Genomic DNA, 25,279 nt, shown 5'->3' with positions numbered 1-25,279 from the left:
TGGAGAAGGAGCGCCTCATGGCGAATGTTGTGGTCGTCGGCACCCAGTGGGGCGACGAGGGCAAGGGCAAGATCGTCGACTGGCTCTCCGAGCGGGCCGATGTCATCGCCCGCTTCCAGGGCGGTCACAATGCCGGCCATACGCTCGTCATCGACGGCGAGGTCTTCAAGCTGCACGCGCTGCCCTCCGGCGTCGTCCGGGGCGGCAAGCTCTCCGTCATCGGCAATGGGGTCGTCCTCGACCCCTGGCACCTGATCGAAGAGATCGCGACGATCCGGGGGCAGGGGGTGGAGATCACGCCCGAGAGCCTGATGATCGCCGAGAACACGCCGCTGATCCTGCCCTTCCATGGCGAGCTCGACCGGGCCCGCGAGGGGCAGAACTCGCTCGCCAAGATCGGCACCACCGGGCGCGGCATCGGCCCCGCCTATGAAGACAAGGTGGGCCGCCGGGTGATCCGCGTCGCCGATCTCGGCGATGACGCGACGCTGGAGCTGCGGGTCGACCGGGCGCTCGTCCACCACAACGCGCTGCGCAACGGGCTCGGGCTCGAGCCGGTGGACCGCGAGGCGCTGCTGACGAAGCTGCGCGAGATCGCGCCGCAGATCCTGCCCTATGCCAAGCCGGTCTGGAAGGTGATGAACGAGGCGCGCCGGGCCGGCAAGCGCATCCTCTTCGAGGGGGCGCAGGGCGCGCTGCTCGACATCGATTTCGGCACCTATCCCTATGTCACCAGCTCCAATGTCATCGCGGGCCAGGCGGCGACGGGCACGGGCGTCGGCCCGGGGGCGATCGATTTCGTCCTCGGCATCGTCAAGGCCTATACGACCCGCGTCGGCGAGGGCCCCTTCCCGACGGAGCTGTTCGACGATGACGGCGAGCGGCTCGGCACCCGCGGCCACGAGTTCGGCACGACGACGGGCCGCAAGCGCCGCTGCGGCTGGTTCGATGCGGTGCTCGTGCGGCAGACCTGCGCGACCTCCGGCGTCTCGGGCCTCGCGCTCACCAAGCTCGACGTGCTCGACGGCTTCGAGACCCTGCGGATCTGCACGGGCTACGAGCTCGACGGCGAGCTGCTCGACCACCTGCCCACCGCCGCTGACCGGCAGGCCCGCTGCGTGCCGGTCTATGAAGAGATGGAGGGCTGGGCGGAAAGCACCGCCGGCGCCCGCTCCTGGGCCGACCTGCCGGGGCAGGCGATCAAATATGTCCGCCGCATCGAAGAGCTGGTGGGCACGCCGGTCGCGCTCGTCTCGACCTCGCCCGAGCGGGACGACACGATCCTCGTCACCGATCCGTTCGAAGACTGATGGCGCTCAGCTACAAGACCCGCCGCCGCCTGTCGCTCCTGATCCTCGTGGTCGGGCTGCCGGTCTATATCCTCGCCGCCGTGCTCATCATGTCGTCGATCCCGCGGCCGCCGATCTGGGCGGAGCTCCTGATCTACATCGCGCTCGGCGTGGTCTGGGCGCTGCCCTTCAAGGCGGTGTTCCGCGGTGTCGGCAAGGAGGATCCGGACGCCTGACGGGCGCTGGCGCCGTTGCCGGCGATAGGTCAGGCTGCCGGGAGGGAGCTTTCGCATGATTCCACTCGACGGAGATTTCATACTGGACGTGGCGCCGAGTTTCGCCGGCCCCTTCGGTGTGGCGCAGCGGCAGATCGTCGGCGCGCTCGCGGGAGAGTTCGGCCGGGTGCTCGCCAGCTACGGGATCGACGATTACCTCCGCATCGCGCATTTCATGGCGCAGGTGACGCATGAATGCGCCGGCTTCCGCACGACGGAGGAATTCGCCAGCGGCGAGGCCTACGAGGGCCGCGAGGACATCGGCAATACCGAGCCGGGCGACGGCAAGCGCTACAAGGGCAGGGGGCTCCTCCAGCTCACGGGCCGGAAGAACTACCGCATCTATGGCGAGCTCCTCGGCCTGCCTCTGGAAGACCAGCCCCGCCTCGCCGCCGACCCGCTGACCTCGCTGAAGATCGCCTGCGCCTATTTCCGCGAGAAGGAGATCCTGCCCGATTGCGACCGCGACGATCTCTATGCGGTGACGCTCAAGGTGAACGGGCGCCTGCGGGGGCTGGAAGACCGGCAGTATTTCCTGACGCGGGCCAAGACGGCGCTGGCGCGGCGCCAGGCCATCGTCATCGCGGCGGCGCAGGGCGTCAGCCATCCGATCTTCCGCCGGGGCGATTTCGGCGAGGCGGTGGCCGCGCTGCAGGAGCGTCTCTGCGACGCCGGCCTGCCGGTGACGCGCGACGGTGAGTTCGGGCCGGCGACGGAGCTCGCGGTGATGGAAATCCAGCGCGCGCGGGGGCTGACCGTCAACGGCATCGTGGCCCGCGAGGTCTGGGAGGCGCTGGCGGGGTAGGGCGCCCCGGGTTCAGGCCTCCCGCCAGTCGCCCGGTGCCAGCCCGCCCAGGCTCCACTCGCCATAGGACCAGCGCACCAGCCTGAGGACGGGAAAGCCGATGGCCGCGCACATCCGGCGCACCTGCCGGTTGCGGCCTTCGGTGAGCGTCACCTCGATCCAGCGATCGGGTACCGACTTGCGGAAGCGCACCGGCGGGTCCCGCTCCCAGAGCTCGGGCGGCTCGATCAGCCGGGCCGGGGCCGGGCGGCAGGGGCCGTCGTTCAGGGTGACGCCGCGGCGGAGCGGTTCCAGATCGGCCTCCTCCGGCGCGCCCTCCACTTGGGCGAGGTAGCGCTTCGGCACCTTGTGCCTGGGCGAGGACAGCCGCGCCTGCAGTCGCCCGTCATCGGTCAGCACCATCAGCCCCTCGCTGTCGCGGTCGAGCCGTCCCGCCGGGTAGATCCCGGGGATATCGAGATAGGCCGAGAGCGTCGGCCGCGGCGAGGGGCTCTTCGCATCGGTGAATTGCGAGAGCACCCCGAAAGGCTTGTTGAAGAGGATGACGCGCGCCATGGGCGCCATATGCGCCGGCCGCCGCCTTGACTGCAACGCCCCCTCCGAACGTACTCAGCCAGGGATTGGGGGACGACCTCTCAACCCCCTGTCTTTGCTCCGAAAAATCCTCGGGGGGTCCGGGGGGCAGACAGCCCCCCGGCCCATCAACAAGTCCCACGCGGGAATTTATTTGCCGAGCCTCAAATTCCCTCTTGATCCGAATCCCGAATGGCCCCAAATGCGCGCTCAAGACGCCAACGCACGCGCCTCTGGCCACGACCTGGACCCCGGCCCCGCCGGACCCAAGCCCCAGCACGCGTTTATGCAGCGACGGTAACGTCTCCTTTGGAACCTGGGGGTCTCACCCCCGTCTGTCGGAGATGACCGATGAACATGCATGTTGCGGGCGCCGTTGCGCCCTCCTTTGATGTCGCCAATCGTCTGGAAGCCTTCGCGGCCGAATACGAGTGTGATCATCCGACGCTCATCCTCGACATCGACCGCGTCGAGGCGCAGTACCGCGGCCTCAAGGCCGGGCTCGGCCGCGCGCATATCCATTACGCCGTGAAGGCCAACCCGCAGCGCGAGGTGCTGGAGCGCCTGATCTCGCTCGGCTCGCATTTCGACGCCGCCTCCAAGGGCGAGGTCGAGCTTTGCCTGTCGCTCGGCGCGCAGCCGCACCAGATCTCCTTCGGCAACACCATCAAGCGGGCCCGCGACATCGCCTGGGCGCATGAGCACGGCATCACGCTCTTCGCTGCCGACTCGGCCGAAGAGCTGGAAAAGATTGCCGAAAACGCCCCGGGCGCCGAGGTCTACATCCGCCTGATCGTCGAGATGTCGCCCGGCGACTGGCCGCTCTCCCGCAAGTTCGGCTGCGACCATGACATGGCGCTCGAGCTTCTCGAGACCGCCCGCGCGCTCGGCCTGACGCCGGCCGGCTTCTCCTTCCATGTGGGCTCGCAGACCCGCAAGGCCGAGATGTGGGAGCCCGTCCTCAAGGTCTTCGCCCGCACCTGGGCCGAGGCGAAGGCGCGCGGCTTCGAGCTGACGCTCCTCAACATCGGCGGCGGCTTTCCGGCCTTCTACGGCGAGAGCGTCGAGGCGCCCGCCGCCTATGCCGCTGGTGTCATGGAGCTGATCGAGGCGCATTTCCCGAATGTGCCCCGCGTCATGGCGGAGCCGGGCCGCGGCATGGTCGCCGAGGCCGGCGTCATCGTCGCCGAGGTCATGCTCGTCTCCCGCAAGTCCGAGCGTGACATGCACCGCTGGGTCTATCTGTCGATCGGCCGCTTCTCGGGCCTCGCAGAGACCGAGGGGGAGGCGATCCGCTACCAGTTCCTGACCGAGCGGGATGGCGAGGCCATGGGCCCCTGCATCCTCGCCGGCCCCTCCTGCGACAGCGCCGACGTGCTTTACGAGAAGCGCCCGGTCATGCTGCCGATGGGGCTGAAGTCGGGCGACAAGGTGCTGATCCGCAACACCGGCGCCTATACGACGACCTATTCTTCGGTCTGCTTCAACGGCTTCCCGCCGCTGGGCGTGCACATCCTCTGAGGAATGCCCTTCGGGTGGAAAAATGCGGGCGGGGCGCAGAGCGCCCCGCCCTGACCCCTATCACTCGTTACGAACACGGGGTGGCCCAGGCCGAGAAGACGCCTGTCGCCGGGTCGGAGACAGGTCTTGTTGCCAGGTCACGGTGCCAGTGAGGGACAGGCACCCTGCCATCGTCAAGTCCCACCGGCTTTGCCTCGCCATTCTGGCGCTGGCCCGGCGCTCGGGTCCTCTCGATCTCAAACATTAGAATGTCCGCATGTGGCAGGCAAGTCGCTGTGGAAATGACGCGGCGCTTGGCGTAGGCAGGGGGCGCCGACAACCCGGGGGAGGGCGGCCGTGAGCTTTGTCTTTGCCGTGCCGGAGCCGGTCTCTCTTGCCATCGAGGGCAGCGCGGAGCGATTCGCCGTGCGCCGCATCTTCTGCGTCGGGCGCAACTACGCCGCCCATGCCGCCGAGATGGGCGGCGAGGTCGACCGCGAGGCGCCGTTCTATTTCACCAAATCCGCCCATGCCGTGCTCGAGGGCGATATCATGCCCTATCCGGCGGGCACCGAGGATCTGCACCACGAGGTGGAGCTGGTCGTCGCGCTCGGCGAGGGCGGCGCGGTCTGGGGCCATGCCGTCGGGCTCGACATGACGCGCCGGGATCTGCAGGCCGCCGCCAAGGACAAGCGCCGCCCCTGGGATACGGGCAAGGATTTCGAGGGCTCGGCCATCATCGGCGCGCTCCGCCCCGGGCCGCTGCCCGCGGGCGGGCGCATCGCGCTCGACGTGAACGGCGCGCGCCGGCAGGAGGCGCCCTTGACTGACATGGTCTGGGACGTGCCCTCGCTTCTTGAGCATCTCGGCGGGCTCTACAGCCTCGCCGCGGGGGACATCCTGATGACCGGCACGCCCGCCGGCGTCGGCGCCGTCCGCCCCGGCGACCGGCTCAAGGCCTCCGTGACCGGGCTCGCGCCCCTTGCCGTGACCATCGGCCCGCCCGGCAGGGCCCCGCAAGACAGGACCAGCACCAGATGACCAGATCGACCTTTGCCGCCCTCGCTTTCGCGGCCGCCCTCGCCGGGCCGGCCGCCGCGCAGGAGGTGACGCTCCGCCTGCACCAGTTCCTGCCGGAGACCTCGGCGGTGCCCGCCAACATCCTGCAGGGCTGGATCGACGCGGTGGAGGAGCAATCGGGCGGCCGCATCGCCGTGGAGCATTACCCCTCCATGCAGCTCGGCGGCACCCCGCAGGAGCTGGTCGACCAGGTGCAGGACGGCATCGCCGACGTGGTCTGGACGCTGCCCGGCTACACGCCCGGCCGCTTCCCCTCGCTGGAGGTGATGGAGCTGCCCTTCATCCTCGAGGATGCCGGCGCCGGCAGCCGGGCGCTCTGGCGCCTCGCCGAGAGCCGGGGGCTCTTCGAGAGCGAGCTCGCGGGCATGCATGTGCTCGCGCTCTGGGTCCATGGCCCGGGCGTGATCCATGCCAATGCGCCGGTGGCGCTGCCGGAGGACCTCACCGGCCTCAACCTCCGCGCGCCGACGCGGACGGTGACGACGCTCCTCTCCTCCCTCGGCGCCAATGCCGTGGGCATGCCCGTGCCGGCGGTGCCCGAGGCGGTGCAGCGCGGCGTCATCGACGGCGCCGTGATCCCCTGGGAAGTGACGACCTCGATCCACATGGCCGAGCTGGTGGACCATCACACGGAGTTCGAGGGCCCCTTCCTCTATGCCGCGACCTTCCTCTTCGCGATGAACGAGGCGACCTACGAGGGCCTGCCGGATGACCTGAAGGCGGTGATCGACGCCAATGCCGGGCTCGACTTCTCCGGCGCCGCCGGGGCGAGCCAGCAGGCGCTGGACGCGCCGGGCCGCGCGCTGGCCGTCGAGGCGGGCAATGCCATCGAGACAGTCACCGGCGAGGCGCTCGCCACCTGGCACGCGGCGGCCGCGCCCGTCGTCGCCGCCTGGGAGGCCGAGATGGACGATGCCGGCCGCGACGGCACCGGGCTTTTCGAGGAGGCCCAGGCGCTGATCGCCGAGGAGATGGCCACCGCCGGTATCGACGCCGGTGCCGCCTCCGAATGAGCCGGCCCGCGTGATGCAGGCCCTTGCCGAGCGGACGGCCCGCGCCCTGGCGCTGGCCGGCGGCGCGCTGCTCATCGGGCTGGGGCTGCTCGTCTGCGCCTCCGTCACCGGCCGGGCGCTCGGGCATCTCTCCGGCGCCGCCTGGCTGCCGGAGGGGCTCGCCGCCTGGCTCGGCACCTTCGGCCAGATCCGGGGGGATTACGAACTGGTGGAGATGGGGGCGGCGATCTGTGTCTTCGCCTTCCTGCCCTTCGCCGATGTCTCCGGCGCACATGCGCGGGTGGAGGTCTTCACCGAAAGGCTCGCCCTCCGCCCCTGGCTTGAGCGGGGCTGGGCGCTCGTCATGGCGCTGGCGCTGACGACAATCGCTTGGCGGCTCGGGGTCGGAACGGCCGACAAGCTCCGCAACGGCCAGACGAGCTTCATCTTCGCCATTCCCATCTGGTGGCCCTATGCGGCCTGTCTCGTGCTCGCCTGCCTCGGCGCCCTGATCTCCTGGATCCGGCTCTTCGGGCGGGCGAGATGAGCGACCTTGCCCTCGGCTACCTGTCGCTGCCGGTGCTTCTGGCGCTCATTTTCCTCAGGATGCCCATCGGGCTCGCCATGGCGCTCTGCGGGTTCGGCGGGCTCTGGATCGCGACGGGCAGCCCCGGCATCGCGCTGGCGCGCCTGAAGAGCGAGACCTATTCGACCTTCGCCAATTACAACCTGACCGTCGTGCCGATGTTCCTGCTCATGGGGCAGATGGCGGCGCTGTCGGGCCTGTCGCGGACGCTCTTCGACGGGGCCTCCGCCTTCCTCGGCCATCGGCGGGGCGGGCTGGCGCTGGCGGCGATCGGCGCCTCGGCGGGCTTCGGGGCGATCTGCGGCTCCTCGCTCGCCACCGCCGCCACCATGGGGCGCATCGCCCTGCCGGAACTCCGGCGCCACGGCTATCCGGGCGGGCTGTCCACCGCGGCGCTGGCGGCGGGAGGGACGCTCGGTATCCTCATCCCGCCCTCGGTGATCCTCGTCATCTACGCGATGCTGACAGAGGCGAATGTGGGCGACCTCTTCCTCGCCGCGCTGGTGCCCGGGCTCATCGCGGCGGCGCTCTACATGGCCGCCGCCCGCGCCGGGGTGAAGGGCGGGGAGGGGGTCCTGCCTCGCCGCTCCCTTGCGGAGCGTCTCGGGGCCCTCGGCCGGCTCTGGCAGGTGGGGCTGCTCTTCGTGCTCGTCGTCGGCGGCATCTACGGCGGGCTCTTCACGCCGACGGAGGCGGCGGCGGTCGGCGCCATCCTCACCGGGCTCTTCGCGCTCCTCGGCGGGCGGCTGACGCGGGAGAGCTTCGCCGCCGCGCTGAAGGAAACCGCCGCCGCCTCGGCCATGATCTATCTCGTGATCTTCGGCGCGGGTTTCTACAACGGCTTCCTCGCGCTGGCGCGGCTGCCGCAGCACCTCGCCGGGCTCGTCGGCGGGGCGGAGCTGGCGCCGCTTCTGGTGCTGGCGCTGATCCTCGCCCTCTATATCGTGCTCGGCTGCGTGATGGATTCGCTGTCGATGATCCTTCTGACCATCCCGGTCTTCTGGCCGCTGCTCCTGCAGCTCGACCTCGGGATGGATCAGGACAGCCTCGCCATCTGGTTCGGCATCCTCGTGCTCTCGGTGGTGGAGATCGGGCTCATCACCCCGCCGGTGGGGCTCAATCTCTTCATCATCAACCGCCTCGCGCCCGATGTGCCGCTGACGGCGACCTGGCGGGCCATGGTGCCCTTCCTGACCGCCGATCTGGTGCGGGTGGCGATCCTCTTCGCGCTGCCGGTGCTGACGCTCTTCCTGGTGACGTGAGGAGGGGGGCGCTGCCCCAAGTCGGCCCCAAGGGGCCGACTCCCCCCCCCGCGGGTATTTGCAGAAAAGCGCGTTAGTGGAAGCTCTCCTCGCCGCCGCCCTGCCATTCCTTGGCGAGGTTGCCGAAGCGGGTGAAGCGGCCGTCGAAGCTCAGCTCCACCGTGCCGATGGGGCCGTGGCGCTGCTTGCCGATGATCAGCTCGGCCTTGCCGTGGATGCGGGACATGGCGTCCTGCCAGGCTGCCATTTTCTCGAGCTCGTGCTCGGAGGGCTTCTCGCGCTCCTTGTAGTATTCCTCGCGGAAGACGAACATCACCACGTCGGCATCCTGCTCGATGGAGCCGGATTCCCGCAGGTCGGACAGCTGGGGGCGCTTGTCCTCGCGGCTTTCCACCTGGCGGGAGAGCTGCGAGAGCGCGATCACCGGGATGTTGAGCTCCTTGGCGATGGCCTTGAGGCCCCGCGTGATCTCGGAGATCTCGTTGACGCGGTTGTCGGACCGGCCGGCGCCGTTCAGGAGCTGCAGGTAGTCGACGATGATCACGTCGAGCCCGTGGGTGCGCTTGAGCCGCCGGGCGCGGGCGGAGAGCTGGGCGATGGTGATCGCCGGCGTGTCGTCGATGAAGAGCGGCGCGGCCTCGAAATCCTTGGCGGCATCGACGAAGCGGCGGAACTCCGATTCGTTGAGCTCGCCCTTGCGGATGAGCTCGCTCGGCACCTCGGCGGCGTCGGAGAGGATCCGCGCGGCGAGCTGGTCGGCCGCCATCTCGAGGCTGAAGAGCCCGACGACGCCGCCGTTGACGGCGCCCTCGGTGCCGTCGGGCAGCACGCCCTTGCGATAGGCCTTGGCGACATTGAAGGCGATGTTCACGGCCAGCGAGGTCTTCCCCATGGCCGGCCGGCCGGCGAGGATCAGAAGGTCCGACTTGTGCAGCCCGCCGAGCTTGCGGTCGAGATCGACCAGCCCGGTGGAGATGCCGGCGAGCCCGCCGTCGCGCTGATAGGCGGCGGCGGCGACCTGCACCGCCTCGGTGGCGGAGCGCAGGAAGGACTTGAAGCCCTGATCGGAGCTGCCCTGCTCGGCGAGCCGGTAGAGCGCCTGCTCGGCCTCGACGATCTGCTCGCCGGGCTCGGAGGAGATGTCGATCTTCTGCGCCTTGGCCGAGATGTCCTGCCCGAGCGCGATGAGCTCGCGGCGGACGGCCATGTCATGGATCATCTGCGCGTAATCGCGCGCCGCGAAGGAGGAGATGGCCGAGCCGGCGAGCTGCACGAGGTAGCGCGGGCCGCCGAGGAGCTTCAGGCCCTCGTCCTCCTCGAGGAAGGCCTTGAGCGTCACCGGCGAGGCGAGGGCGCCCCGGGCGATGCGCTGGCCGGCGATGTCGTAGATGCGGGCGTGGACGGGCTCGTAGAAATGCTCGGGCTTGAGGATCGTGGAGATCCCGTCGTGCAGCGCATTGTTGGTCAGTATGGCGCCGAGGACATGCCGCTCCGCCTCGATCGAGTGCGGAACGCTCTCTTCGCTGTCCCCGGCGCCTGCCTGCGGACGGACTGCCGTCACTTCATTCATCGCTGCCCCCTGGCCCACCCTTCGCGCTGATTGCTGCCTCGCGCCCGGCGGTGAGGATGGTCTTAACGGAGGAGGCCGCCGGGGGGCAAAATGTATAAAAGGTGGATAAGCTGTGGATCATCTTAACCCTACCAGATGTGGCGAACATTGGGGAGGGGGGTACAGGATGGGGGAGCGGCGGCGCAGCGATCGGCGAGGTTTTGCCGGGTTTTTTGGCGGGGTGGCCGAGCGGGGGGCGCGCCTGCGGGGTGAGGGTGGGAAGTGGTTGAGAGGGGGCAGTGGGTTACAAACCCACCCTACGCGGGGCCGAACACTCCCGCAGCAGACCCCGCCCGATACGCGCCGGCACGGCGCAGGGCGAGCGCCGGCCCGGCCCGCGGGCTGGCGCTCTGGTTGGGCTGGGCTCACGCTCAGAGCGGGGAAGTTGGTTTCACCATAAAGCGCGCCGCTTAGGCGTGAGGAGCGCCAACCCCCGGGCCGGCGCTCGCCCTGCGCGGCGAGGGCGGGAAAGTGGGGAAGGGGTGGCGGGCTGAAGCCCGCCCTACGGTGCTACGCCGGGGAGGTAGAGTAGGGTGGGTTTGCAACCCACCACCATCGCCCGCCTCAGCCCCGCGCGTCCTGCCAGCCCCGGGGGTTGCGGAGGAACCGCTCGACCTCGGTCAATTCGCCCGCATCGAAGCTCTGCCGCTCGCGGGCGACGGCGAGGACGTCCCACCAGGTGGTGAGATGGAGGAGCGAGATCTCGTGCTCGGCCAGAGCCTCCGTCACGCCTTCGAAGATGCCGTAGTAGAAGATCACCGCCGTCCAGTTGCAGCGCGCGCCCGTCTGACGGATCGCATCGACGAAGGAGAGCTTGGAGCCGCCGTCGGTGGTCAGATCCTCGACCAGGAGCACGTTCTGGCCCGGCTCCATCGCGCCCTCGATGCGGGCGTTGAGACCGTAGCCCTTGGGCTTCTTGCGCACATAGGTCATCGGCAGGGCGAGCCGCTCGGACACGAGCGCCGCGAAGGGGATGCCCGCCGTCTCTCCGCCCGCGATGTTGTCGAACGTCTCCGCCCCCGCCTCGCGCATGATGGTCATGGCGAGGAAGTCCATCAGCACCGAGCGCACGCGCGGATGCGAGACGATCTGCCGGCAGTTCACGTAGGTCGGCGCCTGCTTCCCCGAGGCCAGCGTGAAGGGCTCGGCGGCGTTGAAGCGCACCGCGCCGATATCGAGCAGCATCGCCGCGGTCAGGCGGGCGATCTCGTCCTTCGGGGGGAAACTGGCGGGAATCATGGCGCCTCCGTCTCGACATGCCAATGGAGCGGGAAGCCGGGGTCGAAGAGCGTGACGGGGCCCTCGCCCGTCTCGATCCGCTCCGGCAGGGAGAGGGGGGCGCCGCGGCGGAGCGTCACGCGCGCCTCGTTCGGCGGCAGCCCGTAGAAGCGCGGCCCGTTCAGCGAGACGAAGGCCTCGAGTTTGTCGAGCCGCAGCGCCGCCCCGAAGACCTCGGCGAGGCAGGAGAGCGTCACCGGCGCCGAGAAGATGCCGGCGCAGCCGCAGGGCTGCAGCTTCATCGGGTCGGTATGCGGCGCGCTGTCGGTGCCGAGGAAGAAGCGCGGATCGCCCGAGACCGCCGCCTCCACCAGCGCCAGCCGGTGGCTCTCGCGCTTGGCGACCGGCAGGCAGTAGTAATGCGGACGGATCCCGCCGGCGAGGATGGCGTTGCGGTTGATGACGAGGTGATGCGTGGTGATCGTCGCGGCGAGGTTCTTCTTCTGGTCGCGGACGTAATCGACGGCGGTCTGGGTGGTGATATGTTCCATCACCACCTTGAGGTCGGGGACCTTTTTGCGCAGCGGTTTCAGCACCTTGTCGATGAAGACCGCCTCGCGGTCGAAGATGTCGACCGAAGGATCGGTGACCTCGCCATGCACGCAGAGCGGCATGCCGATCTCGGCCATCCGCTCCAGCACCGGGCGCACCGCCTCGATGTCGCGCACGCCCGAGGCGGAGTTGGTCGTGGCGCCGGCCGGATAGAGCTTGACCGCGGTGGCGATGCCGGCGGTATGGGCGGCGGCCACATCGGCAGGGTCGGTGCCCTCGGTGAGGTAGAGCGTCATAAGCGGCTCGAAGGCGCTGCCCGGGGGCAGGGCGGCGCGGATGCGTTCGCGATAGGAGGCGGCCTCGGCGCCCGTGACCACAGGCGGCACGAGGTTCGGCATGATGATGGCCCGGCCGAAATGGCGGGCCGTTTCCGGCGCCACGGCGGCCAGCATGGCGCCGTCTCGCAGATGCAGATGCCAGTCGTCGGGCTGGCGGATCGTCAGGCTGTCAGGCTGCGGCTTCGTCATGGCCCTCGCGCATACAGCCGCGCGCCTGCCTTGGCCATAGCACTTGATCGCCGGCGCCGGGCAGGCATGATGCCCTCCACAGGGACATCGCAAGGGGATGAGCGAATGCTGGCATTTCTACTGGGCCTCGCGGCCGGCTTTCTGGCACCGCATGCCGAAGAGCCGCTCGCGACACCGATCGTGCGCGCCGCGCGCGGGCGCATCACCTTCGAGCCGGGGGAGCAGCGGCTCCTGGCCTTCATCGTTTGCCAATTGATCGCCGCCATTCTGCTCGCCATTCTCAGCTGGGGTTCGCCCTTCTGGTTGGTCCTCGGCTCGGGGCTCGGCTATTTCGCCATGCGCCTGATCGCGGCGGCGAACAAACGGTAGACTGGTCCGAAGGGGGGACGATCATGGGCATAGTCAGGCTCGGGGCAGCGCTCGCCCTTTGCACCATTGCCGGCACGGCGGGGGCGGAGTGCCTCAGCGCCGCCGATCTGGGGCGCGGCGTCGTCGCCCGTTTCGAGAACGGCGATTTCACCGTGATGCGCCGGCAGGCCGACGGCTACCTCACCATCGAGGAGAATTACGTCGACGGCACACCGCCCACGCGCTTCCGCGCCCATCGCGGCATCTATTTCGTGGCCGAGGGCGAGAGTGACGGGAATGGCGGAATCGTCCCCGGCACGGGGCTCGAGGTGGTCTTCGAGGTCGATCCGGCGCGGCTGCCCGAGCCTCTGCCCGGCGTCGCCTGGGAGGGGCCGACGGTCAATGTGTTCGACGATGGCAGCACCCGCAACGAGGTGATGTCGGTCCATTTCAGCGCCGCGCCGCCGCTGACGCTCTCGGGCTGTGACTACGAGGTCATCCGCGCCGAGATTCGCTATGACTGGGGCCCCGATGGCGGGGCGGAGCTGACCTATCTCTACCTGCCCGAGGTGACGACGGCGGTGATCCTGTCGAACCAGTTCGACGGCGACGATCTCTTCACCACCACCCCCGTGGGGCTCGAACGCCACAGCAAGTAGCGCTCCGGCGGCCGAACCGCGCGCCCCGGCGCGCCCCCGTCAAGCGCCCGCGGCCTTTCCGGGCGGCCCCGGAAGCGGCCGCCTGGAAAGGGCGGGAAAAACGGCTGGCACTGTCACAGCTTATGGTCATCCCCCCGGGGCAGGGCTAGAACGGGAGTGACCTGCCGGGGGGAAAATGCACGCCGCGACCCGAGATACCAGCGATCTTGTCGCCTGCCCCACTTGCGATGCCATCTACCACGCCGTCACCCCGGCGCGGGGAGAGCGGGCGCGCTGCGGGCGCTGCGGCATCGTGCTCATCACGCCGCGTACGGGCGCCGAGGCGCGCATCATCGCGCTCGCCCTCGCCGTGCTGATCCTGACCTTCGGGGCGCTCTACTTTCCCTTCCTCACCATCCGTGCCGCCGGGGTGAGCCATTCCGCCTCGCTCCTCTCCGCCGCCATCGCCTTCACCGGCGGGCCGCTCTTCGCGCTGTCCCTGGTGGTGCTGGGGCTGATCGTGCTCGTGCCCGTGAGCCGGGTGATCCTGCTGCTCTACGTGCTCATCCCCCTTTCCCTCGGCCGGCCGCCGGCGCGGGGGGCGAAGCAGGCCTTCACCTTCGCCGACCAGCTCAAGCCATGGTCCATGGCCGAGATCTTCGCGATCGGTTGCGCCGTGGCGCTGGTGAAGGTCGCCGACCTCGCCGACATCACCTTCGGCCCGGCCTTCTGGATGTTCGCGCTGCTGACCCTGCTCGTCGTCTTCCAGGATTCGCTAGTCTGCCGCTGGACCATCTGGGAGACGCTGGATCAGGAGGGCGCCGCGTGAGCGCCGGCCCGCTGCATGAACTGCCCGATACGGCGCTGACGGCCCGGGACGCCGGGCTCGTCGGCTGCCGGCGCTGCGGGCGCGTCTGGCCGATGGAGGATAGCCTCTGCGGCCGCTGCGGCACCCCGCTGCAATCGCGCGACCCGCGCAGCCTCAGCCGCGTCTGGGCCTTCTGGGTGGCGGGGCTGATCGCCTATATCCCGGCCAATCTCTATCCGATGCTGGTGACGACAACGCTTTTGCAGGAGACGAAGAACACCATCGTCGGCGGCGCCATCGAGCTGGCGCAGCACGGCAACGGCGGTGTGGCGGCCATCGTGCTCATCGCCTCGGTTGTCATTCCCATCGGCAAGTTCCTGGCCATCGCCTTCCTGGCGCTCTCCGTCCAGCGGCAGGCGGTGGAGGGCGCCCATGCGCGGCACAGGCTCTACGAGATCGTCGAATATATCGGCCGCTGGTCGATGATCGACGTCTTCGTCGTTGCCATCCTGACCGCGCTGGTGCAACTGAACGCGCTGGCCTCGATCCATCCCGGCCCCGCCGCCGCGGCCTTTGCCGCCTCCGTGGCGCTCACCATGCTCTCTGCCCAGAGCTTCGACAGCCGCATGATCTGGGATCACATGCGCCCAACGCGGAAGGCCGCGGCCGCCCGCAGCCCCGAGGAAAGGCTCACATGAGCGACGAGAGCCACGATCCGTCCGGCGAACCGATCCGCGATGTGCCGGTCGAGAAGGCCCGCCGCTCGATCTTCGAGCGTGTATCGATCATCTGGGTCATTCCGGTCGCCGCGCTGCTCGTCGCCGGGGGCATCGCCTGGCAGAGCTGGGCGCAGCGCGGCCCGACCATCGACATCTACTTCCGCAACGCCGCCGGCATCACCGAGGGCGAGACGCAGCTGCGCTACCGCGATGTCGTGGTCGGCGCCGTCGAGGGCGTGGCCTTCTCCGGCGGCATGGAGCAGGTCCGCGTCACCGTGCGGCTCGACAGGGACGTCGCCGATTACGTGGACGAGGATGCGCAGTTCTGGGTCGTCCGCCCCGAGGTGACGACGCAAGGCGTCACCGGGCTCGAGACGGTGCTCTCCGGCGTCTATCTCGCCGGACAGTGGGACAATGATCCCGGCCCTGCGGCGCGCAGCTTCGAGGCCAACGAGGAGCCGCCGCTCAACGAGGGCGACGAGCAGGGGCTGACGATCTACCTGCGCACCTCCGGCTCCTCGCTCTCTGGGAATGCGCCGCTCCTTTACAAGGGCGTCGAGGTCGGCCGCATCGGCGCGGCCCGCGTTTCGGAAGACGGGCTGACGGTGGAGGCGGAGGCCTTCGTCCAGGCGCCCTATGACAACCTCGTCACCGAATCGACGCGGTTCTGGGACAGCTCGGGCTTCTCCTTCACGCTCGGCTCCGCCGGCGCCGCGCTCAATTTCGACAGCATCGCCTCGCTTCTCGCCGGCGGCGTCAGCTTCGACACCTTCGTCTCCGGCGGCACGCTGGCCGAGCCGGGCGACACGTTCGAGGTCTTCACCGACCGCAGCCTCGCCCGCGCCTCGGTCTTCAACCGCCGCGACGGGGTGGAGCTGACGCTTTCCGCCGTCTTCGATCAGGACGTCACCGGCCTTGCCTCCGGCGCGCCGGTCGAGCTCGACGGGCTGCGCATCGGCGAGGTCACGGGCCTCAACGGCATCGCGGATGGCGAGACCTTCGGCGATGCCTCGGTGCAGCTTCAGGTGGTCTTCACGGTGCAGCCCGCCCGGCTCGGCTTCGACGGCGAGGGGTCGGAGGCGGAGGCGCTCGAGTTCTTCGCCCGGCAGGTGGGGCAGGGGCTCCGCGCCCGGCTGGCGACGGCGAACCTGCTGACCGGCGGGCTCAAGGTCGAGCTGGTGAAGATGGACGAGATCGAACCGGGGCTCTTCGTCGAGCGGCCCGGGGAATATCCCGTCCTGCCGACGGCGCCCAGCGACCTCATCGACGTCAGCGCCACGGCGGAGGGCACGCTGGCACGGATCGACGCGCTGCCCATCGAGGAGCTGCTGCAAAGCGCCATCAGCTTCCTCGATTCCGCCGGCACGCTCGTCGGCAGCGAGGAGATCCGGCAGGTCCCCGAGGAGCTTGCCGGCGTTCTCGGCGACATCCGCGGCATCACCGGCTCGGATGCCGTGCAGGCGCTGCCCGCGCAGATCGGCTCGGTCATGACCGATCTGGAACGCTCGCTGGCGCGGATCGACACGCTTCTTGAAGTGCTCGACGAGGCGCAGGCCGCCGAGCGGGTGCTCGCGGCCATCGACAATATCTCTGTCGTCGCCGAGGGGATCGGCGGCGCGTCCGAGGGCCTGCCGGAGCTGATGGACAGCATCACCGCGCTCGCCGAGGATGCGCGCGGGCTCGGTTTCACCGAACTCGGCGCCCGCGCCGAAGCGGTGCTGGCGAGCGCGGAGAGCATCCTTGCAAGCGAAGAGACCCAAGGCCTGCCCGCCCGGGTCGGCGCCGCGCTCGACGAGGTCACCGCCGCCGCAGGCGCCGCCCGCGAGCTGGTCGCCGGCATCGACGCGGCCGGCACGGCCGAGCGCATCGCCGCCGCCGCCGACAGCTTCGCCGCCGCGCTGGATGCCGCCCGCCCGTCCATCGATGCCGCCCCCGCGCTGGTGGACGAGCTGACCGCCCTTGCCGGCGACGCGCGCAGCCTCGGGCTCGCCGAGCTCGGCACCCGCGCCCGGGGCGTTCTCGCCGAGGCCGAGGCGCTTCTCGGCAGCGAGACGGCGCAGGCCCTGCCGGCGGAGGTCTCCACCGCGCTCGGCGCGCTGACCAGCGCCGCCGCCGATGCCGGCGCGATCATCCGCACGCTGCAGGACGACCAGATCGCCGCGCGCATCTCCGAGGCGGTCACCGCCGCCGCCGATGCCGTCGACAGCATCGAGACCGGCGCGGCCGAGCTGCCGGCGCTGGTCGATGACGCCCGCGCGCTCGTGGCCCGTGCCAACAGCCTGCCGCTCGAGACCTTCGGCGCCGAGGCGGAGCGCTTCGCCTCTGCCGCCGCCGATCTCGTCAGCTCCGAACAGGCGCAGGCGCTGCCAGGCCAGCTCAATGCCGCTCTCGCCGAGCTCGCGGCGGCGCTGGAAGACCTGCGCACCGGCGGCGCCATCGCCAACACCAATGCCACGCTCGACGCGGCCCGCGAGGCGGCGGAATCGATCGAGGAGGCGGCGAACGACCTGCCGAGCCTTGTCGCCCGCGCCAACCGGCTCGCCGATACGGCCGCCGCCGTCCTCTCCGGCTACGATGCCGAAAGCCCGGCGCTTCGCGAGGCGCGTTCCGCGCTCCGCGAGATTGCCCGGGCGGCGCAATCGGTCTCCGACCTCGCCCGCGCCATCGAACGCCAGCCCAATTCCCTCATTCTAGGACGATAGACATGCGCCATGCTGCCCGGCCGCTTTTCCTGCCGCTCCTCCTTCTGCCGCTCGCCGGCTGCTCCTTCCTCTCCGGGCCGGACCAGCTCTATGCCGTGCCGATCTCGACGCCGGGGGAGACGATCCCAATCGCCTTCTCCTCCGTCGAGGTGCGCGACGTGACGCTGCCCACCTACGCGAATTACGAGGAGATCTATGTCGAGGGCGCTGACGGCACGCTGCAGGCCGAGGACGGGCTCCTGTGGGCCGACGATCCGGCGCGCGCCGCCTCGCTGGAGCTCGTGCGGGCGCTATCGGCGTTGACCGGCGTCATCGTCGCCGGCGAGCCCTGGCCGTTCGACCCCTATCCGGCGGCGCGGGTCGAGGTTCGGGTGGAAGAGATGATCGCCTCGCGGCGCGGCGAATTCCGCCTGTCGGGCCAGTATTTCGTCGCCGCGCTCGACGGCTCGCAGCGCGATTCGGCGCATCTCTTCGCGATCACCACGCCCCTCGGCGAAGAGGCCGGCGCGGCCGAGATCGCCGCCGCCCGCGGCTCCGCCGTGGCCGAGCTTGCCCGACAGATCGCCCGGGGCGGCCTCAGCTAGACCGCGCCTCGGCGGAAAGCGCCGCCGGCCCTTCCCATCGGCGGGAGCCCATGCTTTTCTCGCCCGCAGGACAGCAGAGAAGAGGTGCCCCATGCCCGAGATGTCGCTCAGCGTGAACGGAAAATCCGTGACCCGCGAGGTCGAGGGCCGCACCCTGCTTGTCGACCTCCTGCGGGGAGGCCTCGGCCTCACCGGCACCCATGTGGGCTGCGACACCAGCCAGTGCGGCGCCTGCATGGTGCTGGTGGACGGCGCGGCCGTGAAGGCCTGCTCGATCTTCGCGCTCGAGGCCGAGGGCTGCGAGATCACCACCATCGAGGGTGTCGCAGGCGAGGACGGCACGCTCTCGCCCGTCCAGCAGGCGTTCCAGGACTATCACGGGCTCCAATGCGGCTTCTGCACGCCGGGCATGGTCATCTCGACCATGGCGCTCCTCAAGGAGAACCCGAGCCCGAGCGAGACCGAGATCCGCAAGTGGCTGGAGGGCAATTTTTGCCGCTGCACCGGCTATCACAACATCGTCCGCGCCGTGCAGGCCGCCTCCGGGCAGGAGGTGATGGGCACGCGCGCGGTGGAGGCCTCCTGATGTACGATTTCGAGCTGGACCGCCCGACGAGCCTCGCCGAGGCGCTGGATCTTCTGGCGGAGGAGGGGGCGGAGCCGCTCTCCGGCGGGCAGACGCTGATCCCCTCGCTGAAGGCGCGGCTGGCGATGCCGGAGCGGCTCGTCTCGCTCATGCATATCGCCGAGCTCAAGGGCATGGCCGTGGAGGGCGATGCCCTCGTCATCGGCGGCGGCGTCACCCATGGCGAGATCGCCAGGGGGGCGAAGGAGAGCTTCCCCGGCCTCGCCGGGCTTGCCGCCCGGATCGGCGACCCCGCGGTGCGCAACCGCGGCACCATCGGCGGCTCCATCGCCAACAACGACCCGTCCGCCTGCTATCCCGCTGCGGCGCTCGCCACCGGCGCCACGATCCGCACCAGCAAGCGCGAGATCGCGGCGGATGACTTCTTCACCGGCCTCTTCGAGACGGCGCTGGAGGAGGGAGAGATCGTCACCGGCGTCTCCTTCCCCATCCCGCAGGTCTCCGCTTATGGCAAGTTCATCCAGCCCGCCTCGCATTTCGCCCTCGCCGGCGTCTTCGTGGCGCGCTTCAACGGCAGGGTCGGCGTCGCCGTCACCGGCGTCTCGGAAAGCGGCGTCTTCCGCTGGGGCGAGGCTGAGGCGGCGCTGGCGGATAGCTTCACCGAAGAGGCACTGGCCGGCATCGAGCTGCCCGCAGAGGGCATGATCGCCGACATGCACGGCGCGCCGGACTACCGGGCGCGGATGGCGGGCGTCATGCTCCGCCGGGCGGTCGCCGCCGCCTCCTGAGGGCGCCCGATCGGCGGGGCTCCGCTTTCGCCGGGGCAGGGGGAACACTCCGGCGGGTTCACCCGTTTCCTTTGCGATGAAGCCGGCGGCCAACTCCGCCTGCGCAATGGAACGAGTGAACCCCATGATGCGACAGACCCTCCTCAAGACCAGCACCGCGCTGGCCCTTGCCCTCACCAGCGCGCCGCTCCCGCTTGCCGCCCAGGAGGGGGCAGAGACGCCGCCGGAATGCACCGCCGAAGCGCCGGTGCTGCCCTGCATCACCGCCGACGGCACCGTGATCGAGACCCGCGAAGACCTTCGTGCGGAGTTCGAGGCCGAAGGCGTCGAGGATATCGACGCCGTGATGGCGCTCCTGCCCGAGGATGCGGGCCTGCCCGAGGTTTCCTCCGGCGAAGACATGCCGGGCGAGGAGGTCGAGGAGATGCCGGGCGAGAACGGTGAGGACGACGGTGGCCTCCTTGATGCCGCTGGCGATCTCGTCGAGGATGCCGGCGAGGCCGTGGACGAGGTTCTGACCGGCGACGAAGAGCCGGCCGCGGAGGAGCCCGCTGCCGAAGAGCCGGCTGCCGAGGAGCCGGCTGCGGAAGAGCCGGTGGCCGAAGAGCCCGCCGCCGAAGAGCCGGTGGCCGAAGAGCCCGCCGCCGAAGAGCCGGTGGCTGAAGAGCCCGCTGCGGAAGAGCCCGCTGAAGAGCCGGCCGAGGAAACCGTTGCCGAAGAACCTGCCGCCGAGCCGGCGTCCCCCGCCGAGCCGGGCGATGCCGGCGAAGCCGCCACCCCCGCCGAACCTGCCGCCCCGGCGGCGGCGGCTGCGGCGGCTGACGACGGCTCCGAAAGCGGTGCCGAGATCTCCACCGAGACCGTCGAGGAAGACGACGTGCGCCGCGCCGATGAGGATTTCGACACGGCCCCGACCGAGGAAGCCGGCGGCATGGCCCCGATGGGCGGCGACGATGCCGCCGCAGCCGAGGGCGACGCCAATGCCGAGGCCGACGCCAATGCCGCCGCAGAGGGCGAGCAATCGGGCGGCAATGACGGCCTCAACGACTTCCAGCAGGCCCTCCTTCTGGGCCTCGGTGCGGCCGCTGTCGGCGCCGTGCTGAGCAACGGCGACGAGGTCGTCTCCAACTCCGGCGACCGGGTCGTGGTGAACTCCAACGGCCAGCTCCGCGTCCTCAAGAACGACGACGCGCTTCTGCGTCAGCCGGGCGCCGAGGTCCGCACCGAGACCTTCGATGACGGCTCCACGCGTACCGTGGTCGTCCGTGAGGACGGCAGCCGCGTCGCCACCGTCCGCGCCGCCGACGGCACCGCGCTCCGCCGGGTGCTGGAGCAGGCCGACGGGACCGTCGTCGTGCTCTTCGACGACACGGGCGGCTTCGCGCCGGTGGTCGAGGAAGACCTGCCGGAGCCCGAGGCCCGCGCCGCCACCTCCGCCAGCGCCGACGAGACCGCGCTCCGCGATGCGCTGACGGCGCGTCTCGCCGCCGATCTCGGCCGGACGTTCTCGCTGAACCAGATCCGGCAGATCAAGCAGGTCCGCGTGCTCGCCCCCGAGGTGGAGATCGACGCGATCACCTTCGCCACCGGTTCCGCCGCCATCGGGCCGAGCCAGGCGGACGAGCTCGCCGACCTCGGTCTCGCCATCGCCAGCATCCTCGACGAGGATCCGGGCCAGGTCTTCCTGATCGAGGGCCATACCGATGCCGTCGGCGATGCCGCCTACAACCTGTCGCTCTCCGACCGGCGGGCCGAGACGGTGGCGCTGGCGCTGAGCGAGTATTTCGGCGTGCCGCCGGAAAACCTCGTGACCCAGGGCTACGGCGAATCCGACCTCAAGGTGATGACGGAAGAGGCCGAGCGCCTGAACCGCCGCGCCTCGGTGCGCAACATCACCGAGCTGCTGCGCGGCTCCGTCTGAGGCAGGGGGTAACTTAACCCCTAAGCAAAAGGCCGCCCTTCGGGGCGGCCTTCGTCGTCTCTGGCTGAAGCGCTGCCTTACTTGGCGGTCGGCCCGATCATCATGATCATCTGGCGGCCTTCCATCTTCGGCATGTTCTCGACCTTGCCGATCTCCTTGGTATCCTCCGCCACGCGCTGAAGCAGATCGCGGCCCAGTTCCTGGTGGGCCATCTCGCGCCCGCGGAACCGCAAGGTGACCTTCACCTTGTCGCCATTCTCGAGAAACTTGAACACGTTGCGCATCTTGACCTCGTAGTCATGCACATCGGTGTTCGGGCGGAATTTCACTTCCTTGATCTCGATGATCTTCTGCTTCTTCTTGGCTTCGGCCTCCTTCTTCTGGGACTCGTACTTGAACTTGCCGTAATCCATGATCTTGCAGACCGGAGGATTGGCGTTCGGCGAGATCTCCACGAGGTCGAGCCCGGCGTCTTCCGCCATCGCGAGGGCGCGGCCGGGCGTGACGACGCCGACGTTCTCCCCTTCGGGGCCGATCAGCCGGACCTCGGTGGCCCGGATGCGGTCGTTCACTCTCGGTCCGGTGTCCCGGACGGGCGGCGCGTTGTGGGGTCTGCGGGCTATGGCGTTGTCCTTTCAGCCGTTGCAACTTTGATGGTGTAAAATAGGGCCGGGCGGGCCGGCCTTCAACCCGAATTGGGTTAACGACTCAGTCGCCGTGCATTCGGCCGTTCATTCCACCGTAACAGATTTCGCCAGGTTGCGCGGCTGGTCGACATCCGTGCCCTTGGCGGCGGCCGTGTGATAGGCGAGGAGCTGCGCCGGCAGCGCATAGAGCAGCGGCGCCCAGAGCGGCGGCACGCGCGGCATCTCGAGCACCCGCCAGCAGCCTTCGCCCGCGACCCGCGCGCCCTCGGCATCGGTGATGAGAAGGACGCGGCCGCCCCGCGCCATCACCTCCTGCATGTTCGAGATCGACTTGTCGAAAAGCTCGTCATGCGGCGCCATGACGATCACCGGCACGGCGGGGTCGACGAGGGCGATGGGCCCGTGCTTGAGCTCGCCGGAGGCATAGGCTTCGGCATGGATGTAGCTGATTTCCTTCAGCTTTAGCGCGCCCTCCATGGCCAGCGGATACATGCGCCCCCGCCCGAGGAAGAGGATATCGCGCGCCTCGGCCAGCTCATGGGCGATCCGCGCCGCCTCGGGCGCGAGGCCCATGGCGTGGTTGAAGAGCCCCGGCACCTGGCCGAGCTCGTCGAGCCGCGCCCTAACCTCTGCGCCCGTCATCCGGCCCTTGGCCTCGGCGGCCTTGAGGGCCAGGAGCGCCAGCACCATGAGCTGGCAGGAGAAGGCCTTGGTCGAGGCGACGCCGATTTCCTGCCCGGCGAGGATCGGCAGCACGATGTCGCTCTCACGCGCGATCGAGCTTTCGGTCACGTTGACGATGGAGAGGATCTTCGCCGCCTTGCCGGAGGCATAGCGCAGCGCCGCCAGCGTGTCGGCCGTCTCGCCGGATTGGCTGACGAAGATCGCCAGCGTCCCCTCCGGCACCGGCGGCTCGCGGTAGCGGTATTCCGAGGCGACATCGACCTCCACCGGGATCCCGGCGATCTGCTCGATCCAGTAGCGGGCGACGTGACAGGCGAAGGAGGCGGTGCCGCAGGCCACCATGGTGATCCGCTGAACGGCTGTGAAATCAATCTCCTGCCCGCCGAAGGTGATGTGACCGCCCGGCGCGTGGTGGCCGAGCGCCGCCGCCAGCACCTGCGGCTGCTCGGCGATCTCCTTCATCATGAAGTGCTTGTGGCCGGCCTTGGTGACCTCGCCCAGCTCGGCATGGATGCGCTTCTCGGCCCGGTTCGCGAGCCGGCCCTCCGCATCGCGGATCACGGCGCCGGAGCGGCGGACGACGGCCCAGTCGCCATCCTCCAGATAGGTGATCCGATGCGTCAGCGGCGCCAGCGCCATTGCATCGGAGCCGACGAACATCTCGCCGTGGCCATGGCCGATGGCGAGCGGGGGCCCCTGACGCGCGGCGATCATCAGGTCTTCCTCGCCATCGAAGAGGAAGAGGAGCGCATAGGCGCCCTGGAGCTTGCCCAGCACCTCCGCCACCGCCTCCTCCGGGGTCTTCCCCTCGGCCAGCAGCGCCTCGGCATACATGGCGACGGTCTCGGAATCCGTCTCGGTCGCCGGGGTCATGCCCCGCGCGGCCAGCGCCTCGCGCAGCTCGCGGAAGTTCTCGATGATGCCGTTGTGCACGACGGCGACGCGCCCGGCGACATGCGGATGGGCATTGCCCGTGGTGGCGGCGCCATGCGTCGCCCAGCGGGTATGGCCGATGCCCGACTTGCCGGCGAGCGGGTCGTGGACGAGAAGGTCCGAGAGGTTGACGAGCTTGCCGACGGCGCGCCGCCGGTCGAGCCGCCCCCGCTCCACCGTCGCGATGCCGGCGCTGTCATATCCCCGATATTCCAGTCGCTTGAGGCTCTCGATGAGAAGCGGCGCGACCTCGTGGTCGCCGAGAACGCCGATGATGCCGCACATGGCTCAGTTCCTTGTCTTGAGGGCGCGGAGCCGCGCCATCATCTTGGTGGCGAGCCCCGGCTTGGCGACCTGCCGCGCCCGGGCGATGGCCAGCGCGCCGGGCTCCACATCCTCGGTGATGACCGAGCCGGTGGCGGTGAAGGCGCCGTCGCCCACCCGCACCGGCGCCACCAGCATGGTGTTCGAGCCGATGAAAGCCCCGGCGCCGATGCTGGTCCGGTGCTTGAAGACGCCATCGTAATTGCAGGTGATCGTGCCGGCGCCGACATTCGTCTTCGCCCCGATCTCGGCATCGCCGATATAGGAGAGGTGGTTGACCTTCGCCCCCTCGGCGATCTGCGCGTTCTTCACCTCTACGAAATTGCCGACATGCACATGTTCCGCCAGCTCCGCCCCGGGCCGGAGCCGCGCATAGGGGCCGACGACGGCGCCGCGCGAGACATGCGCGCCCTCCAGATGGCTGAACGCCCGGATCCGGGCGCCGGATTCGACGGTCACGCCGGGGCCGAAGACGACATGCGGCTCGACCAGCGCATCGCGGCCAATGACTGTATCCATCGCGAAATGCACGGTTTCCGGGGCGGTGAGGGTGACGCCGGTCTCCAGCGCCTCCGCCCGGGCGCGGGCCTGGAAGGCGGCCTCGGCGCTCGCGAGCTCGGCGCGGGTGTTGATGCCCAGCGTCTCGTCCTCCGCGCAGCGGGTGACGCGGGTCGTGAGGCCGCGGGCGCGGGCGAGGGCGGGCAGGTCGGTGAGGTAATATTCGCCGGCGGCATTGTCGTTGCCGACCTCGGCGAGAAGCTCGAGCATCACCTGAACATCGCCGCGCAACACACCGGAATTCATGAGAGTTACGGCGCGCGTGGCCTCATCGGCATCTTTCCATTCGACGATGCGCTCCAGCACGTCGCCCTCCGTCACCAGCCGCCCGTAGCGCGCCTCGGGGGAGGCCTCGAAGCCGAGAACAGTGAAATCCGCCGGCGCCTCAGCCATCGCCAGCAGCGTTCCGGGGCGGAGGAAGGGCGTGTCGCCATAGAGCACGAAGGCCTGCCCCTCGGCGCCGGCGAGCGCCGGCGCGGCCTGGAGCACCGCATGGCCGGTGCCGAGCTGCTCCTCCTGGCGGACGCAGATCGCCTCGGGCGCCAGCTCGGCCACGGCGGCCTCGACGGCATCGGCCTCATGGCCGGTCACGACGATGATCCGCGCGGGCTCCAGCGCCTCCGCCGCCCGCAAGGCATGGGCGATCAAGGGAAATCCCGCCAGCTCATGCAAGACCTTCGCGGTGTCGGAGGCCATGCGGCTGCCTTGCCCGGCCGCCAGAATGATGACGTGATGTCCCATGTGCCCTGCCTCTTTGGTCTTGTTTGCGAC

Annotated in this window: 24 protein-coding genes; 17 read left to right on the top strand and 7 right to left on the bottom strand. The window is 69.7% G+C overall.

Features of this window, described 5'->3' with window-relative positions:
- Positions 1–17 precede the first annotated feature (17 nt).
- Genes ACAZ03_RS09710 through ACAZ03_RS09700 form a run of 3 tightly spaced genes read left to right on the top strand, consistent with a single transcriptional unit; the run spans position 18 to position 2,369 of the window.
- Positions 18–1,310, top strand: coding sequence for an adenylosuccinate synthase (locus ACAZ03_RS09710; RefSeq protein WP_373353117.1), 1,293 nt, complete (start codon positions 18–20; stop codon positions 1,308–1,310).
- A complete protein-coding gene (locus ACAZ03_RS09705) occupies positions 1,310–1,525 on the top strand; it encodes a DUF2842 domain-containing protein (RefSeq protein ID WP_373353115.1) in 216 nt (71 codons plus the stop codon). Before ACAZ03_RS09710 ends, ACAZ03_RS09705 begins: the two co-directional genes overlap by 1 nt.
- A 55-nt stretch (positions 1,526–1,580) precedes the next feature.
- Positions 1,581–2,369 (top strand): peptidoglycan-binding protein, encoded by a 789-nt coding sequence (locus ACAZ03_RS09700; RefSeq protein ID WP_373353113.1) that lies wholly within the window; start codon positions 1,581–1,583, stop codon positions 2,367–2,369.
- Between the two features lie 12 nt (positions 2,370–2,381).
- Here the strand turns inward: ACAZ03_RS09700 and ACAZ03_RS09695 are convergent, their stop codons facing one another.
- Positions 2,382–2,924: a pseudouridine synthase gene (locus ACAZ03_RS09695; RefSeq protein WP_373353111.1), complete on the bottom strand. Its 543-nt coding sequence runs from the start codon at positions 2,922–2,924 to the stop codon at positions 2,382–2,384.
- A 369-nt stretch (positions 2,925–3,293) separates the two neighbouring features.
- Between ACAZ03_RS09695 and ACAZ03_RS09690 the strand changes: the two genes are divergently transcribed.
- The 5 genes from ACAZ03_RS09690 to ACAZ03_RS09670 all read left to right on the top strand — a co-directional run bounded on the left by ACAZ03_RS09690 (position 3,294) and on the right by ACAZ03_RS09670 (position 8,362).
- A complete protein-coding gene (locus tag ACAZ03_RS09690) occupies positions 3,294–4,463 on the top strand; it encodes a type III PLP-dependent enzyme (protein WP_373353109.1) in 1,170 nt (389 codons plus the stop codon).
- 336 nt (positions 4,464–4,799) lie between these two features.
- Entirely contained in the window at positions 4,800–5,483 is a 684-nt protein-coding gene (locus ACAZ03_RS09685; RefSeq protein WP_373353108.1) for a fumarylacetoacetate hydrolase family protein, read from the top strand.
- Positions 5,480–6,535, top strand: coding sequence for a TRAP transporter substrate-binding protein (locus ACAZ03_RS09680; RefSeq protein ID WP_373353106.1), 1,056 nt, complete (start codon positions 5,480–5,482; stop codon positions 6,533–6,535). The genes ACAZ03_RS09685 and ACAZ03_RS09680 overlap by 4 nt, the downstream gene beginning before the upstream one ends.
- Before the next feature lie 13 nt (positions 6,536–6,548).
- Positions 6,549–7,061, top strand: a complete 513-nt coding sequence (locus ACAZ03_RS09675) for a TRAP transporter small permease (RefSeq protein ID WP_373357065.1) — start codon at positions 6,549–6,551, stop codon at positions 7,059–7,061.
- A complete protein-coding gene (locus ACAZ03_RS09670; RefSeq protein ID WP_373353104.1) occupies positions 7,058–8,362 on the top strand; it encodes a TRAP transporter large permease in 1,305 nt (434 codons plus the stop codon). The genes ACAZ03_RS09675 and ACAZ03_RS09670 overlap by 4 nt, the downstream gene beginning before the upstream one ends.
- Before the next feature lie 73 nt (positions 8,363–8,435).
- Here the strand turns inward: ACAZ03_RS09670 and ACAZ03_RS09665 are convergent, their stop codons facing one another.
- The 3 genes from ACAZ03_RS09665 to pyrC all read right to left on the bottom strand — a co-directional run bounded on the left by ACAZ03_RS09665 (position 8,436) and on the right by pyrC (position 12,268).
- Positions 8,436–9,932: a replicative DNA helicase gene (locus tag ACAZ03_RS09665; protein WP_373353102.1), complete on the bottom strand. Its 1,497-nt coding sequence runs from the start codon at positions 9,930–9,932 to the stop codon at positions 8,436–8,438.
- 603 nt (positions 9,933–10,535) lie between these two features.
- Positions 10,536–11,210 carry an orotate phosphoribosyltransferase gene (locus ACAZ03_RS09660; RefSeq protein ID WP_373353100.1) on the bottom strand — a complete coding sequence of 225 codons (675 nt, stop codon included), beginning with the start codon at positions 11,208–11,210 and terminating at the stop codon, positions 10,536–10,538.
- Entirely contained in the window at positions 11,207–12,268 is a 1,062-nt protein-coding gene (gene pyrC, locus ACAZ03_RS09655) for a dihydroorotase (RefSeq protein ID WP_373353098.1), read from the bottom strand. The genes ACAZ03_RS09660 and pyrC overlap by 4 nt, the downstream gene beginning before the upstream one ends.
- Positions 12,269–12,373: 105 nt before the next feature.
- On the opposite strand from pyrC, the gene ACAZ03_RS09650 reads away from it, so the two are divergent.
- The 9 genes from ACAZ03_RS09650 to ACAZ03_RS09610 all read left to right on the top strand — a co-directional run bounded on the left by ACAZ03_RS09650 (position 12,374) and on the right by ACAZ03_RS09610 (position 21,362).
- On the top strand, positions 12,374–12,637 hold the full coding sequence (locus ACAZ03_RS09650) for a hypothetical protein (RefSeq protein WP_373353096.1): 264 nt from the start codon (positions 12,374–12,376) through the stop codon (positions 12,635–12,637).
- 23 nt (positions 12,638–12,660) lie between these two features.
- Entirely contained in the window at positions 12,661–13,275 is a 615-nt protein-coding gene (locus ACAZ03_RS09645; RefSeq protein ID WP_373353094.1) for a hypothetical protein, read from the top strand.
- 175 nt (positions 13,276–13,450) lie between these two features.
- Positions 13,451–14,083 carry a paraquat-inducible protein A gene (locus ACAZ03_RS09640; RefSeq protein ID WP_373353092.1) on the top strand — a complete coding sequence of 211 codons (633 nt, stop codon included), beginning with the start codon at positions 13,451–13,453 and terminating at the stop codon, positions 14,081–14,083.
- A complete protein-coding gene (locus ACAZ03_RS09635) occupies positions 14,080–14,760 on the top strand; it encodes a paraquat-inducible protein A (RefSeq protein ID WP_373353090.1) in 681 nt (226 codons plus the stop codon). Before ACAZ03_RS09640 ends, ACAZ03_RS09635 begins: the two co-directional genes overlap by 4 nt.
- Entirely contained in the window at positions 14,757–17,483 is a 2,727-nt protein-coding gene (locus ACAZ03_RS09630; protein WP_373353088.1) for an MlaD family protein, read from the top strand. The genes ACAZ03_RS09635 and ACAZ03_RS09630 overlap by 4 nt, the downstream gene beginning before the upstream one ends.
- Positions 17,484–17,485: 2 nt before the next feature.
- Positions 17,486–18,067, top strand: coding sequence for a membrane integrity-associated transporter subunit PqiC (locus ACAZ03_RS09625; protein ID WP_373353086.1), 582 nt, complete (start codon positions 17,486–17,488; stop codon positions 18,065–18,067).
- 91 nt (positions 18,068–18,158) lie between these two features.
- Complete coding sequence (locus ACAZ03_RS09620) at positions 18,159–18,653, top strand: (2Fe-2S)-binding protein (protein ID WP_373353085.1); 495 nt, start codon at positions 18,159–18,161, stop codon at positions 18,651–18,653.
- Positions 18,653–19,441, top strand: a complete 789-nt coding sequence (locus tag ACAZ03_RS09615; protein WP_373353083.1) for a xanthine dehydrogenase family protein subunit M — start codon at positions 18,653–18,655, stop codon at positions 19,439–19,441. The genes ACAZ03_RS09620 and ACAZ03_RS09615 overlap by 1 nt, the downstream gene beginning before the upstream one ends.
- Before the next feature lie 124 nt (positions 19,442–19,565).
- Positions 19,566–21,362 (top strand): OmpA family protein, encoded by a 1,797-nt coding sequence (locus tag ACAZ03_RS09610; RefSeq protein ID WP_373353081.1) that lies wholly within the window; start codon positions 19,566–19,568, stop codon positions 21,360–21,362.
- Between the two features lie 77 nt (positions 21,363–21,439).
- Here the strand turns inward: ACAZ03_RS09610 and infC are convergent, their stop codons facing one another.
- From infC to glmU, 3 genes are all read right to left on the bottom strand, one after another.
- A complete protein-coding gene (gene infC, locus ACAZ03_RS09605; protein ID WP_373357064.1) occupies positions 21,440–21,985 on the bottom strand; it encodes a translation initiation factor IF-3 in 546 nt (181 codons plus the stop codon).
- A 108-nt stretch (positions 21,986–22,093) separates the two neighbouring features.
- Complete coding sequence (glmS, locus tag ACAZ03_RS09600; protein ID WP_373353079.1) at positions 22,094–23,911, bottom strand: glutamine--fructose-6-phosphate transaminase (isomerizing); 1,818 nt, start codon at positions 23,909–23,911, stop codon at positions 22,094–22,096.
- A 3-nt stretch (positions 23,912–23,914) separates the two neighbouring features.
- Positions 23,915–25,249, bottom strand: coding sequence for a bifunctional UDP-N-acetylglucosamine diphosphorylase/glucosamine-1-phosphate N-acetyltransferase GlmU (gene glmU / locus ACAZ03_RS09595; RefSeq protein ID WP_373353077.1), 1,335 nt, complete (start codon positions 25,247–25,249; stop codon positions 23,915–23,917).
- Positions 25,250–25,279 lie beyond the last annotated feature (30 nt).

Origin of the sequence: Pseudoroseicyclus sp. CXY001 (assembly GCF_041714655.1) — a bacterium.
In the GTDB taxonomy this organism is placed as follows: Bacteria; Pseudomonadota; Alphaproteobacteria; order Rhodobacterales; family Rhodobacteraceae; genus Pseudoroseicyclus_A.
Note: the sequence above shows the minus strand (reverse complement) of the source record. Positions and strands in the feature narration are given on the sequence as shown.